The following is a 13,134-nucleotide window of genomic DNA, read 5'->3' as shown; positions in this document are numbered from 1 at the left end:
CAATAATCCAGCGACAAATAGAGTCCGCCTCAATCGATGAAAGCATGGTATACTGGAAAACATAGAATTTGTATCGGGACGAGAGAGTGCAAGTCTCTTACAACGTCAAAGATGATGACTGCCACAATCTTATTTTTGGGTAGTTGTATTTGCTTTGCTGCGTTGATTTATGAATGAAGATATGGAGTGAAACAATTGTTATGAATGATTCAAGCACCACGAGTACACCGATCTCTTCAACGGCCAAACAAGAAACTTTAGCGCTAAGAGCTTTTAATTTCGCCACTTTTTCCACGCAGGCGCTCGTCATTTCGTTTATACCTTTATATTTTATGACCAAAGGATTCTCTGAGAGCCAGATTGGCGTCCTCTATTCTGCAGGCTTGTTTGTCTCCATATTCGCGAACATCCTTACAGGACTAGCTAGCGACAAATATCGGACGATCCGCAAAATATTGATTATCCTCTTATTCGCTCAACTCGTACTCGTCACTGTACTTTTCCCGCTCGAAAACGTCGTTTGGATCACGATTGTGATGACCATGTTTTATTTTTTCCAGACGCCGATGAATCCGTTAAGCGATAGTTTAATTCTGTTATCCAGCCAACATACAGGCACTCCATACGCACTCATCAGGATATTCGGCTCTCTTGGATTTGCGCTGAGCGCATATTTACTCGGATTACTGCTCAAGGCGATAGGCTCCGATTGGACGATTGCCGTCGCGTTTGGTACGGTTTCCATTACGCTTGTGTTAAGTTTCTTTATCAAGGATTATCAAAGCAAAGCGCGCAAAATTGAGTTTTCAGGTTTCTTCAAGCTGCTGGGACAACGACATGTGTTAATCTTTTTCTTGTTGATCCTGATGGTTTCTACCTCTCATCGGATGTATGAAGGGTTTCTAGCGGTTACAATGCGGCAGCTTGGCGCCAGTGACACGCTTGTAGGACTTGCTTTGCTGGTATCAGCGTCCAGCGAGATCCCTATCCTGTTCCTGCTCGGCAAATACGGACACAAGCTGCGCGAGCTGCCGCTTCTCGCATTTGCATCGCTCATGTACGGACTTCGTTTATGGCTAATGGGAGAAATCAGCGACCCGCATTGGTTCATCGCGACCCAAGCGATGCATAGCGTTTCGTTTGGTATCTACTTCTCGACAGCACTGCGTTACATCTCCATGCTCATCCCGGACGAATATCGTGCCTCCGGACAAGCCGTCTACACGATTATATGGACTGGCGCCGCCGGTCTGATCAGCGGAGTTGTCGGAGGTGTTATCTACGAGCAGTTCGGACGCGTTACGTTCTACCATAGCGCTATGTATATTGGAGTCGCATCCGCGATCGGCTTCTTGTTATACCATTGGCTCGGCAGGCAGAGTCGGTAGGAGGAGGATTTGGAGTTATGTCGGCGAGAACGACATAATGGCTTACGGACACGCTGTTTCTTGGAGTTAAGTCGGCGAGAACGACATAACTCCCTCCATTCACACGCATCCTAGTGATTATGTCGATGTGGTCGATATAATCTCTCCCAACACAACTCTCTATCTGATAAACTCGATCGCTCGACGGTTAACCACATACGAACAATGACGGCTAGGGGTCAAATTGGAAGGACTCATTAACCCCTTCCTTATTAGTGAGCCGATTACTTTATAAACAAAATCGCGTTTCTTTCCCGTGCATTCGCACATATCCAACATACGAATAGGCCTGCTAAGCGACAAAGCACATCTCAATACCTCTCTTTCATAGAGTGTCAAAGATGATTTCAATGCAGAAGTTGTTTGATATTTAAGCATTAGCTCATGCATGTAACTTCGACACTGCAAGCTCTTTTTTTCTATTTCATCCCAACTAAACGGAACATAAACAAGATTACTCAGCAACAACGCTCTTACTCGACTTTTCTCAAAAGAGAAACGTTCGCGCGTAATCATCTCAGCATGCGCACTAAATCCTTCGCATTCGAACGCAAACTCAAAAGGTTCATATACAACATCTACAAATATCTTCACACCACTTGGTGTTGTCAGCTCATATTCAAGCTCGAAGCCATCAAACGTTTGAAACACTGGCCAAAGTATCTCTTTAAACAATCTGATTGTCCCTGTTAAATCTCGCTCCAACATTTCCAATCGCCGAGGTGATGCTGCCTTCTTCTGTTCTTCAACAAAAACTTCAAATTCCGCATCGAATGTACGTTTGCCCAATATCCCTTTACCTGTACCTACAGCTTTACCCGTAACCATTGCCATCACTAATTACATGCCTCCTACAAATAAGATTGTAAAAACAAAACGCCGCTTATCCCATCGGCAGGGACAAGCGGCGTATTCTTTACGCACACGGTTGTATGATATTGTTTGCTTATCACTACCCATTATAAACCAAAAACCTTCCAATTCCAACCAACTACAACAAATGGGCTCCCAACGAGGGAACCCATCTGTTAAACGCTACACCGTGTAGACGTTTGCTGTTGCGATATCAGGAATTCTAATCCTATAGTTTGTGGACGTTAGCTGCTTGCGCGCCGCGGTTGCCTTCTGTGATGTCGAACTCCACCGCTTGGCCTTCGTCCAGTGATTTGAATCCGTCGCCTTGAATCGCAGAGAAATGGACGAAAACATCCTCTCCGTCCTCCGTTTGAATAAAGCCGTAACCTTTCTCCGCGTTAAACCATTTTACTGTACCTTTCAACTTCATGACCTCCTAAAATTGTACCGCCGCCTTTTTGCGGCGAATGACCCCATTATAGCGATCCATGACACAGATTGCAATTTTAGAGAGATCAGGAATATTTTTGTATATGAAGATAGTGCTCTGAGCCTGGAATAAACGGCAATCCCGATGTTCGAATTGTCGCTTTGACTTTGCCATCCGACTCGATCGCATCGATAAGTTCATTGAAACGTGGATAAGGCTCCCATCTCAGCGACAGAAGCGGATATATCCGCACTTCGCCGCCTTGCCTGCACACTCTCAACAACTCTTGTATAGCTTGCACATGAAAATCGAAGCCGAATTGTTCTGCGTATAGAAAAAGAAAATGGCTGCACAATACAAGCCCATATCGTTCGGTTTCCAACGGTAGTGTAGGCAAACTTCCGGCTATATATCTGTCGCTCGCTAACGTTCCATTCTTGCGATTGGATTCCAAATCCGCTCGAAAAAGACCAAGCGATGCCTCACGCCCTGCTTTATGCCGCGCTAACGAACCGTAATAACTCCAGTCGAACCGATCCGTTAGACCCTCGAGTTTCGAGGTCGACGTCACTATCTCAGCAGCCGCTTCTTCCGTCCATGAAGATACATCCCCTGAATATCTAGGATCAACAGCCTGAGCATCATAGCCTTTGGCTGACGCGGTAGCAACAAATGATGAACCACCTGCAGCCACATCCAGTATTCGACCAAACGATAGCTCCTTCTCCGTTAGCTGAAACATCGCGACATACTCTTCGAAGCTGCGGCAAGTCATAGCAACTCCGATTTGCTCATAAATCCGATTCCTTTCCATTCTTCTCATCTCTCCTCATCTCAGCTCTTCTCAACTTTTCTCGGCTCTTCTTGCAGCTACTCGTCTAAGCTATCCGCCGAATCGCGTTAGTACACGAAATCCCGCACATGAAGCGTCAAACTCGAGGCCAACCATATTGATTACCGACCTCAGAATAGCTATGATGAGTACTATACCATAATTAACTAAGGAAAGGAGCGTTTGAAATGTTCAAAAAACATCAAATTTACAAAACTGACAAATATAACATGCTCACTGTAGAAGTGAAAGGAAAAACACTGGTATTGCGCGAAATATCCGACCAATGGGGGGAAGAATCCCATGAGTTCGTCAGCCGGCAGGAGATGCTGCATTGGGCTCGGGGACGGTTCCGGTCCGAGGATTTCGTAGGACGCGAAGAAGAGCTGCAGTCCATTATGGACGCATTCCGCGAAGTATAGATTGTTTCACCACACCAACAGCTACAATTGACTGTAACGGTATGGCATGCCAATCATGTGAGACAATTAGCGTGCACATATCGCTACGGCCTTCTGCATAGGTAACGATAGGAGGTTCCTTCGGTTTCATGGACACAACATCAACGGTCATATTTATTATTGCGGCGTTTGCACTCGGCGCTGTCATCATTTTGAAGCGGGATTCGCTCCCACAAGGGATGCGCAGAGGATTAGCCATCGTATCCATTCTGCTCATTGCTTTTTCATTTTTTTTGATCGTTTACTCATTAGTTACGATGGGCACGTAATTTCCAGAAAATACGAATAGTAAACTCACCATACGGACATAGTATCGACAAACTGTGTCCAGAGGTGAAAGCGATGAAGTGGCTCAAGGTTCTGCTAGTTGTATCGCTAGTACAAAGTGTGGCGCCCGCTCGCGGCCATGCGAACCCGCAAACCAATGTCACCAATAAGAACAACGAAATAACAACCGGCACACATGCCGACAAGCCATCCATCCCATCCACTTCAAGGAGGAATACGATGAATCAACTGCCAAAGCGTTCAGAAACCGAGGAACAATTCCGTTGGAAGCTAGAAGATATATTCCCTTCACAAGGCGAATGGGAGAAAGAATATAAGGCAGCGAAGGCGTTGATGTCGAAAGCTGCCGATTTCCAGGGTAAACTCAATGACCCTGCTCAGGTGCTGGCGTGTTTCGAGCTGGAAGACGAATTGTCGATGTATGTGGAGCGTCTTTATGTATATGCGAATATGCGACATCATGAAGATACCGCCGAGCCGGGATTCCAAGCGTTGTCCGACAAGTCCAAGAAACTGAGCGTCGAGACGGGCGAAGCGTTGTCTTTCGTCACGCCGGAAGTGCTCAGTCTATCTGACTCCGAGCTGGACGCGCTCATTAATGATCCATCGCTGTCCAAATACCGGCATACGTTAGAAGAGATGCGCCGTCAGAAGGCACATGTCCTCTCCAAAAACGAAGAATCTCTGCTTGCTCAAGTCGGTAATGTCAGCTCCGCGCCAAGCACGATCTTCGGCATGTTGAATAACGCCGATCTTAAGTTCCCTAAGGTTAAAAATGAGAAAGGCGAAGAAGTCGAGCTGTCGCACGGTCGCTACATTCAGTTCCTCGAGAGCAAGAATCGTGATGTACGACGCGATGCGTTCCTCGCCATGTATGATACATATGGCAAATTAAAAAACACGTTAGCCTCAACACTTAATGCGAACGTGTCCAAAAATATTTTTTATGCTCGGGCTCGCAAATATGATTCTGTGCTGGGTATGTCGCTCTATGGCGACAATATCCCGACGGAAGTGTATACGAACCTTGTGGATACGATCCACAAACATTTGCCGTTAATGCATCGTTACATGGAGTTACGCAAAAAGCTGCTCGGTCTGGATGAGCTGCACATGTACGATTTGTTTGCACCTCTCGTTGATGAGTTCGATATGGAAATCAGCTACGAAGATGCGAAAAAAACGATCAAAGAAAGTTTGATGCCGCTGGGCGAGGACTATTTGAACGTATTGCAGGATGGTTATGACAACGGCTGGATCGATGTGTACGAGAACGAAGGCAAGCGCAGCGGCGCATATAGCTGGGGCGCTTACGGCACTCACCCTTACGTGCTCCTTAACCATAAAGACAATCTCAACAGCATGTTTACACTCACGCACGAGATGGGTCATGCGCTGCATTCGTATTACTCCGACACCACTCAAAACTATCGCGACGCACAATATACGATCTTCTTGGCCGAAGTTGCCTCGACGCTCAATGAAGCGCTTCTGATGGACTATCTGCTTAAGAAGTCTACTGATCCGAAGGAAAAAATGTATTTGCTGACGTATTATGCGGATCAATTCCGCACGACCGTATTCCGTCAGACGATGTTTGCGGAGTTTGAGAAGATTGTACACGAGCGCACGGAAGCTGGAGAATCCTTGACACCGCAGGAGCTCAGCAAAATTTATTACGACCTCAACCTTCTCTATTACGGAGAAGGCATGGTCGTGGATAAGGACATCGAGATGGAATGGGCGCGCATTCCTCACTTCTATAACAGCTTCTATGTGTACAAATACGCGACTGGATTCTCGGCAGCGACAAGCTTCTCGAAACAAATCCTCGAAGAAGGCGAGCCGGCTGTAGACAGTTATCTGGGCTTCCTTAAGAGCGGGGGCAGCGACTTCTCTATCAATATTCTCAAGAAAGCGGGCGTTGATATGAGCTCGCCGGAACCAATCGAACAAGCGATGAGCGTATTCGAGCAATTGATCGGTCAAATGGAGCAGTTGACTGCTAAAGCAGCCAAATAAATATTGATCGCTAATGGAAGTAGAAAAAAGTCCCGATCTCCCCTTTCGAAGAGGGGGTTCGGGACTTTTTGTTAGGCTAGTCACAACATGGAGCCGTTGCCCCATGGACCATGACCGGCCCCTGACGGGGTTAAAGCAGCAGGCTTGCGACGTACGCCAGCAAGCCCGCAAACAGCGACGACAGGAGGTTCACCCTGTCGTTGGTCAGCGCGGCGAAGCCGCGCTCATGCCGCGCCGCGGTGCCGCAATGCGCGGCGCGCTCCGTCTCGCTGCCGCATACCCGGCAGCGATACATGGCCTGGCCGGTTGCGCCGAGCAGGGAGTCGGCGAAGGCACCGGCCAGGCCGGCTGCGGCCGCGACGGCGATCCACGCCGCCGCCGGCGCTGCCGCAGCCAGGCCCTCGCTCGCGGCGCTATCGCCGGCGAGCGTCGGGCCCAGCAGCCACGCTGCGACGACGCCGATGAATGCGGCGCCGCCCAGCGCGGCTGCACTGCCGAGCGGCGTGACGCCGCCGCTCGTGCCGGGCTCCACCCGCTTGCCGCTCGTGATCGAGCGCGGCGCGGTCTTGCTGAGGGCCCCGATCTCGGTGGCCCAGGTGTCCGCGTTCACGGCTGCCATGACGCCGATGAACGCAAACAGCCAGCCCTCATGCGGCCATATGGCATGAGCGGCACATAGAACTAGGCCAGCGCCGCCATTGGCCCATACCTGACCGGCGTCCCGCTGGCTGCCTTTGGCATACTTCGCTTCCGCCGACGCCTTCGCTCTCGCTTTACGCTTGTATTTGGACAAGGCGCTCGACGATACAAAAAATGCGATCAAGCACCCAAACCACACCGGTTCTCCCAGTGTGATAAAACCCGTCCCCATTGCCACCGCCGACCAAGCGCCAGATGGTGAAAGTGAACGTGCCTTATATGCAGCGTACGCGCATAGACCGCTTCCGATTAATCCGACAAGGAGCCTCAGCCACCATTCTTCCATCCATCCCACCATAACCGCTTCCTCCATCTCCCGCTATTGCGGAATTGCTTATTGAACGCCGATTACTTCGCGCCAGCGGTCAGGATAATTGGTGCAGATGAGCAACGAAGGATCAAGCGCAGCCAGCTTTCGAATGGTCTTCTTGTCATTGGCGGTCCAAGCCATCGTCTCCATGCCGGCCGACTTTAACATCGCAAGACGGGTCTTATTCAGTCGGGAATACCCAATGGACAAGAAGTCGCAGCCAAGCTCCCGCAGCTCCTTCACGAGCGAATTTCGCCAAGCGTCCAGAATCAGACCCGTGCGAAGGGTGTCGGACAAGTTCCGCATCCGATGAAGAGTCCCTACATGGAAGGATGTGAACACCACCTGGTCCAACATCCCGTGTTGCTCGACGGTTTCATATACGATTTCTTCAATGTATGGATACCGTATCCCGTCCGTTTTCAACTCGATATTGAGTTTGCATCGTCCCCTGGCTGCAATCAACACTTCAGCTAGTGTCGGAATGGATTCGCCAGCAAAGCTCGGCGCAAACCATGAACCGGCATCCAGCGATGCAAGCTCGGCTGCCGTCCAACTTCTAACGTCTCCACGTCCATTTGTTGTCCGACGGAGCGTAAAATCATGGATGACAACAGGCACTCCATCTTTGGACAATTGTACATCGATTTCGATCCACTCAACATCCGGCGCTTCGATCGCAAGCCGTATGGCGGCTAACGTATTCTCCGGCGCGCGACCTGACCAGCCCCGATGCGCAACGCACGCATTTCTCATGATGAAAGTTTCCTCCTTACGTTACCTCGTTGCGATATAGCCATCCTGACCGATCGCCGCTCCGTACGAAATGGACGTTAATCGATCCAGCAGCGCCACGGCCGCCTCCCCTTCCAGCGGCGTCGGTTGTCCCTCTACAACGATCATCGGATTGAACTTGAGCGTACAATCCCCATCCTTCGTGCAAGCTGCATCAAGCACGCCGGTCTCCGCATCCTTGCCTTTGGGATACACGGAAAAAATAAAGTTGCCTAAACTATAGGCAATCCACTTATCTTTATACTTCTCAAAGCCTTGCAGCACATGAGGATGAGCACCGATGACGAGATCCGCGCCGGCATCGATGTAAGCGCGTGCGTCCGCCTTCTGATAATCCAGCGGCTCATCGATTGGATCAGCGCCCCAATGAACCATGACCACAACGAGATCAGCCTTTTCCTTTGCAGCTGCGATCGCGACTGCCGCGCGTCCGGTATCATAAGTTTCGGCAATGCCCGGCGTATTGCGGTCTGCCTTTAGCTCTGTATACGGGATAACACGGCTCAATCCGACGAAGGCCACCTTGATACCTTTGGCCTCGATATAATACGGTTCGTAGGCTTCCTTATCATTGTTGCCTGTGCCCATATAACCGATGCCGGTTTCCTTCAGATGCCGGATCGTATCGAGCATTCCCTCCAGGCCTTGATCCATCGCATGATTGTTCGCAAGACTCAGCACATCGAAGCCCGTATCCTTGATTGCGGGCAACGCATCAGGATGCCCTTTGTATACGTATGGCGTACCGACAATTGGTGTGCCTCCCGTCGTTACGGGCAACTCGAGATTACCTGCCGTAATATCCGGCTCGCTTAAGTAAAGAAGTGCGTTGCGGTATGGATAGTCATAACCGTTAAGCTTCATAAGCGGCGTCAAATATTCGCCGGGCAGCATATCGCCGACAAAGGACATCGTAACGGCTTCACCTTCACCTGCTTGTTGTGTATCGCCACCACCACTGCTCTCGAAGTCAGTAGTACCTTCAACTACTTCTGTTGGCTCCGGTGTTGACTCCGAAACGGTTTCCGTGTGAGTAGGTTTATCCGTTTCGGCAATGCCTTCTTGATTATCATTTCCCGGCTTCTTATTAGTCCCGCCGTCCAGCACTTCGGTAGACGGACGTCCCCCTGCGCCGCTTAGCCAATCTCCGTCGCTTACCATCATCCATACACCGAAAGCAACAATAATAATGCCTAGCGTCACAAGCAACAAGCTAAAGGATCTGCGTTGCCGCCTTTTACGTGATTCATTTTCGCTTTTGCGAGACTCCGATCTTGATAATGACATAGGAATACCCCTTCGTAGGTTAGACTGATCGAAGTCGCTCAATAAGTCTGTTTTTCCTTCATTATACAATCTCTTATCTCGTAAGCGATACTATAAATCTCTTCATTTTTGTCTTCTGCTGCAAGTCTAAGAGCCCAAGATCGCTTTCGCCGCTTCTTTCCCTTGCCTGATGCAGTCTGGGAGTCCGACACCGTCGAATGCGGCCCCAGTTACCCAGACGCCCGGTAATTGGTCCGACAATCGTTCCCGCAATTCTTTCATTCGTTCAACATGACCGACCGGATATTGCGGCATAGAATGATTGAGTCTCGTAATCTCGGCAAACATCGGTTCGGCCGTTATCCCCATCGTTTCTTTAATATCTTTGCGCACAGCCGCTATTAAAGCATCATCCGGAAGCTTTACGCTTTCCTGATCTTCCGAATGGCCGACATAACAACGAAGCAGCACCTTGTCCGCCGGACTAGTGTGAAGCCACTTGCTAGATGTCCACGTACATGCCGTAATATGAAGTCCTTCGGAACGCGGCACTACAAATCCTGAACCGTCGAAGTCGATGCCGAATGTGGCTTTGTCGAATGCCATGACCACATTGGCAACCGATACATACCGAATACCCTTGAGCTCGCTAACATCAACAAGCGACCCCAGAAGCTCCGCTGCGGCAAAAGCCGGTGCTGTCATCACAATCCGGTCGGCAGCTAATGTTTCACCGTTCGCCAGCGTGATTGCATAACCTTGCTCCTGCATATCCAGCTGCTCTACGTTCACGCCGGAGCGAAGCTCGACGCCGCTTTGCTCTAATCGAGTGATCAGCGCTTCTACCAACGTGCTAAGTCCCCCTTTAAACGTCAGGAACGTACTTCCTTTCGCCGCAGCCGTCGCACTTGCTGCCGTCGCCTTACGATTGTGCATCATACCGCGGATCAGACTGCCGTGTCTCCGTTCCGACTCTCCGAATTGCGGGAACGTGGCGCGGAGGCTCAGCTTTTTCAGATCGCCCGCATAGATACCGGCAAGCAGCGGTTCAGCGATGCGCCTCATGACCTCTGTACCAACTCGTCGCTCCATGAAACCGCCCAGCGATTCGTCTCCTGCTGCCGGCTTTGACGGGAGAACGAGATCCATTAAGGCGCGCAGCTTACCGCCCCATGACAACAAACTTGTTTTGACGAATGGGCCAATCTCCGTTGGCACACCTAATACAAGTCCAGGCGGCATGGGATGCAGCTTTTTTTGATGCAGAATATATGTTTTCTTGGCTCCTGGGTTGGTTGCCGTCAACTCATTCTCGAGGCCTAGCTCCTTCGCAAGATCGATAATCGCGACCTTACGGGACAAGAACGAATCCGGCCCCTTCTCGATTACGAAACCGTCTCGCTGCAGCGTATTAATTTTACCACCGAAAGCAGGAGCGCCATCCACAACCGTAATCGCAATCTCTCTGCCTTGCCGCTCCGCTTCCCGCTGCAAATAAAAAGCGGAGCTCAGTCCGCTGATCCCCCCGCCAATAATGACAACTCGATCAATCGTATCTGTTCCCCGCATATCCTTCATTCCTTTTCTCTATTGGAGGTTGATCCAGCCGTCCATCTTCATGTTGCTGACAGCTAGATCCATGAAACCTCAATGTGTATTTAGACCTGCAATGCTGCAATAACCGACTCAGCTAACGTCTCCATATATAGCGGATCCTTGTTAAGCATCTTGATTCTCTCGAGTGTCATGTCCAGCTTGGCCGCTTCCGCTTTCGCTTCGATATCCAGATCGTAGAGAACCTCCAGATGATCGGATACGAATCCAACCGGAGCAACCAATACCGCCTTGATCCCTTCGCCGCGAATGGTTGCCATCGTCTCGAGAATATCCGGTCCGAGCCATGGGTCTCTTGTGCGCCCCGCGCTTTGCCAAGTGAACTGCCAGTCCTTCACGCCAGCCGCCTCGGCGACAGCTGCAGAGGTTTCCATCAGTTGCTTCTCGTATGGATCGCCAAGCTCGCGAATTTTCTCAGGCAAGCTATGTGCGCTGAACAATACACGAAGGGCTGTCTCTCCGTCACTCGAGACGGAGAGACGCTCTAGACCATCCTTCACACGATCCGTTAGTGCTGCAATCAGCTTGGGATGCAGGTGATAGCTCTCAACAGTCGCAAGCTCGATACCAAGCTCGTTCGCTTTTTCCTTTGCACGCTTCATGTAGCTGCCGATACTCATCGTCGAATAGTGTGGCGCCAACACGATGGCAACGGCACGCGTGATCCCGTCCTTGCTCATCGTCTCGACACCGTCTTCGATATACGGCTTGGCATGTTTGAGGCCTTGATAACAAACGTATTGCCCAGGCGCAATGGTCTCAAGCTTATCCTGCAAGCCTGCAACCTGACTATTGGTATTCTCACGCAAAGGGAACACGCCGCCTACAATCGCTTCATAACGCTCTGTCAGCTCAGCGAGCTGCTCCGGCGTCGGCGGATGACCTCTACGAATATGTGTATAATACGTCTCCACATCATCCATTGATTCCGGCGTGCCGTAAGACATGACCAATACGCCAATCTTGTTGATCCCATTAGACATAACTCGCACCTTCCTTGCTCTTGGCCGCGATGGCCTTCTCCGAATACGAATGAATAAACTTCGTTAATTCAGCCAGCTTCTCAAGCGAAGCTTCCGGGAACAATCCATGACCAAGATTAAAAATAAATCCAGGTTCCTCGATACCCTGATCAATGATCTCAGCTGCGTACGACTCAATGACGGACATTGGCGCCGTCAGAATCGTCGGATCGAGATTTCCTTGTACGGCGGTACGACCTTCCAATCGGCGTCTGCCTTCTTGGATCGATACACGCCAGTCTAGACCGATTACATCTGCTTGTACATTACGCAGCTCCGGCAGAAGCTCTCCTGAGCTAACGCCTGGGAAGTAGATTTTGGGCTGCGGCAAATCCGATAACTCAGAGAATATCCGTTCAATCGTAGGAAGCACGAATGTGCGGAAGTCTGCTGGGGATAACGCCCCTACCCAGCTATCAAAGATTTGGAACGCCTTGCCGCCATTCGCAATGTGCGCGCGCAAATAAGTGATGACCATGTCTCCAAGCTTACGCATCAGCTCATGCCAGACCGCCGGCTCGCTGTACATCATCTCTTTGGTGCGAAGGTAATTTCTCGATGGTCTTCCTTCTATTAAATAACTGGCGATTGTGAAAGGAGCGCCAGCAAACGTAATAAGCGGCACTTCAAGCTCTCGATCAAGTATACGAATCGTCTCTAGCACGTGGCCGAGATCGCCTTCCACATCGATTGGCTTCAGCTTGGCCACGTCTTCAGCGGATCGAATCGGATTGTGGATCACAGGTCCGACGTTCGCAACAATATCGAAGTCGATACCGATCGATGCAACTGGATTCATAATATCGGAATACAGAATCGCCGCATCCACGCCTAGCTTACGAATCGGCATCATGGTCACTTCTGCCGCCAGCTCAGGCTGCTTGCATATTTCGAGCAATGAATACTTTTCTTTTATTTTACGATAATCCGGATCATACCGTCCCGCCTGCCTCATGTACCATACTGGCAATCGGTCTACTTGTTCCTTCCGGCTTGCCCGAATGAAACGGTCGTTATAAGACATTCCCGTTCCCCATTTCTATGTAATTTCACCTGTTTACCATTATGCCCTTTTTCCTTATCCCTAACAACCTGAGCACGCTTGTTTCCTAT

13 protein-coding genes are annotated in these 13,134 nt (G+C 50.1%); 4 read left to right on the top strand and 9 right to left on the bottom strand.

Going from position 1 to position 13,134, the window contains the following annotated elements:
- Positions 1–200 precede the first annotated feature (200 nt).
- Positions 201–1,388, top strand: coding sequence for an MFS transporter (locus ACX1C1_RS17330; RefSeq protein ID WP_458953427.1), 1,188 nt, complete (start codon positions 201–203; stop codon positions 1,386–1,388).
- A 159-nt stretch (positions 1,389–1,547) separates the two neighbouring features.
- Here ACX1C1_RS17330 and ACX1C1_RS17325 read toward each other — a convergent pair whose 3' ends face one another.
- The 3 genes from ACX1C1_RS17325 to ACX1C1_RS17315 form a co-directional block, all read right to left on the bottom strand.
- Positions 1,548–2,264, bottom strand: coding sequence for a hypothetical protein (locus tag ACX1C1_RS17325; RefSeq protein ID WP_458953426.1), 717 nt, complete (start codon positions 2,262–2,264; stop codon positions 1,548–1,550).
- Between the two features lie 244 nt (positions 2,265–2,508).
- Positions 2,509–2,706, bottom strand: coding sequence for a cold shock domain-containing protein (locus ACX1C1_RS17320; RefSeq protein ID WP_458953425.1), 198 nt, complete (start codon positions 2,704–2,706; stop codon positions 2,509–2,511).
- Positions 2,707–2,797: 91 nt separating this feature from the next.
- Positions 2,798–3,526: a methylase gene (locus tag ACX1C1_RS17315; protein WP_458953424.1), complete on the bottom strand. Its 729-nt coding sequence runs from the start codon at positions 3,524–3,526 to the stop codon at positions 2,798–2,800.
- Between the two features lie 206 nt (positions 3,527–3,732).
- On the opposite strand from ACX1C1_RS17315, the gene ACX1C1_RS17310 reads away from it, so the two are divergent.
- The 3 genes from ACX1C1_RS17310 to pepF all read left to right on the top strand — a co-directional run bounded on the left by ACX1C1_RS17310 (position 3,733) and on the right by pepF (position 6,315).
- Entirely contained in the window at positions 3,733–3,966 is a 234-nt protein-coding gene (locus tag ACX1C1_RS17310) for a hypothetical protein (protein WP_458953423.1), read from the top strand.
- Positions 3,967–4,094: 128 nt separating this feature from the next.
- Positions 4,095–4,274 carry a hypothetical protein gene (locus ACX1C1_RS17305; RefSeq protein WP_458953422.1) on the top strand — a complete coding sequence of 60 codons (180 nt, stop codon included), beginning with the start codon at positions 4,095–4,097 and terminating at the stop codon, positions 4,272–4,274.
- Positions 4,275–4,512: 238 nt separating this feature from the next.
- Positions 4,513–6,315, top strand: a complete 1,803-nt coding sequence (pepF, locus tag ACX1C1_RS17300; RefSeq protein WP_458957707.1) for an oligoendopeptidase F — start codon at positions 4,513–4,515, stop codon at positions 6,313–6,315.
- Between the two features lie 130 nt (positions 6,316–6,445).
- Here pepF and ACX1C1_RS17295 read toward each other — a convergent pair whose 3' ends face one another.
- The 6 genes from ACX1C1_RS17295 to hemE all read right to left on the bottom strand — a co-directional run bounded on the left by ACX1C1_RS17295 (position 6,446) and on the right by hemE (position 13,045).
- Positions 6,446–7,300, bottom strand: a complete 855-nt coding sequence (locus tag ACX1C1_RS17295) for a DUF92 domain-containing protein (RefSeq protein WP_458957706.1) — start codon at positions 7,298–7,300, stop codon at positions 6,446–6,448.
- A gap of 48 nt (positions 7,301–7,348) precedes the next feature.
- A complete protein-coding gene (locus ACX1C1_RS17290; RefSeq protein WP_458953421.1) occupies positions 7,349–8,080 on the bottom strand; it encodes a glycerophosphodiester phosphodiesterase in 732 nt (243 codons plus the stop codon).
- 21 nt (positions 8,081–8,101) lie between these two features.
- Entirely contained in the window at positions 8,102–9,406 is a 1,305-nt protein-coding gene (locus ACX1C1_RS17285; protein ID WP_458953420.1) for a CapA family protein, read from the bottom strand.
- Positions 9,407–9,532: 126 nt separating this feature from the next.
- Entirely contained in the window at positions 9,533–10,954 is a 1,422-nt protein-coding gene (gene hemY / locus ACX1C1_RS17280; RefSeq protein WP_458957705.1) for a protoporphyrinogen oxidase, read from the bottom strand.
- Positions 10,955–11,043: 89 nt separating this feature from the next.
- Positions 11,044–11,982 carry a ferrochelatase gene (gene hemH, locus ACX1C1_RS17275; RefSeq protein ID WP_458953419.1) on the bottom strand — a complete coding sequence of 313 codons (939 nt, stop codon included), beginning with the start codon at positions 11,980–11,982 and terminating at the stop codon, positions 11,044–11,046.
- A complete protein-coding gene (gene hemE, locus ACX1C1_RS17270) occupies positions 11,975–13,045 on the bottom strand; it encodes a uroporphyrinogen decarboxylase (RefSeq protein WP_458953418.1) in 1,071 nt (356 codons plus the stop codon). The genes hemH and hemE overlap by 8 nt, the downstream gene beginning before the upstream one ends.
- Positions 13,046–13,134: the final 89 nt, after the last annotated feature.

Source organism: Paenibacillus sp. strain BS8-2 (genome assembly GCF_054483835.1).
Note: the sequence above shows the minus strand (reverse complement) of the source record. Positions and strands in the feature narration are given on the sequence as shown.

Bases quoted from the DNA above. Each gene is read 5' to 3' on its own strand.
- ACX1C1_RS17330 (WP_458953427.1), top strand. From the start codon at position 201: ATGAATGATTCAAGCACCACGAGTACACCGATCTCTTCAACGGCCAAA.
- ACX1C1_RS17315 (WP_458953424.1), bottom strand. From the start codon at position 3,526: ATGGAAAGGAATCGGATTTATGAGCAAATCGGAGTTGCTATGACTTGC.
- ACX1C1_RS17310 (WP_458953423.1), top strand. From the start codon at position 3,733: ATGTTCAAAAAACATCAAATTTACAAAACTGACAAATATAACATGCTC.
- ACX1C1_RS17305 (WP_458953422.1), top strand. From the start codon at position 4,095: ATGGACACAACATCAACGGTCATATTTATTATTGCGGCGTTTGCACTC.
- pepF (WP_458957707.1), top strand. From the start codon at position 4,513: ATGAATCAACTGCCAAAGCGTTCAGAAACCGAGGAACAATTCCGTTGG.
- ACX1C1_RS17295 (WP_458957706.1), bottom strand. From the start codon at position 7,300: ATGGAAGAATGGTGGCTGAGGCTCCTTGTCGGATTAATCGGAAGCGGT.
- ACX1C1_RS17290 (WP_458953421.1), bottom strand. From the start codon at position 8,080: ATGAGAAATGCGTGCGTTGCGCATCGGGGCTGGTCAGGTCGCGCGCCG.
- ACX1C1_RS17285 (WP_458953420.1), bottom strand. From the start codon at position 9,406: ATGTCATTATCAAGATCGGAGTCTCGCAAAAGCGAAAATGAATCACGT.
- hemY (WP_458957705.1), bottom strand. From the start codon at position 10,954: ATGCGGGGAACAGATACGATTGATCGAGTTGTCATTATTGGCGGGGGG.
- hemH (WP_458953419.1), bottom strand. From the start codon at position 11,982: ATGTCTAATGGGATCAACAAGATTGGCGTATTGGTCATGTCTTACGGC.
- hemE (WP_458953418.1), bottom strand. From the start codon at position 13,045: ATGTCTTATAACGACCGTTTCATTCGGGCAAGCCGGAAGGAACAAGTA.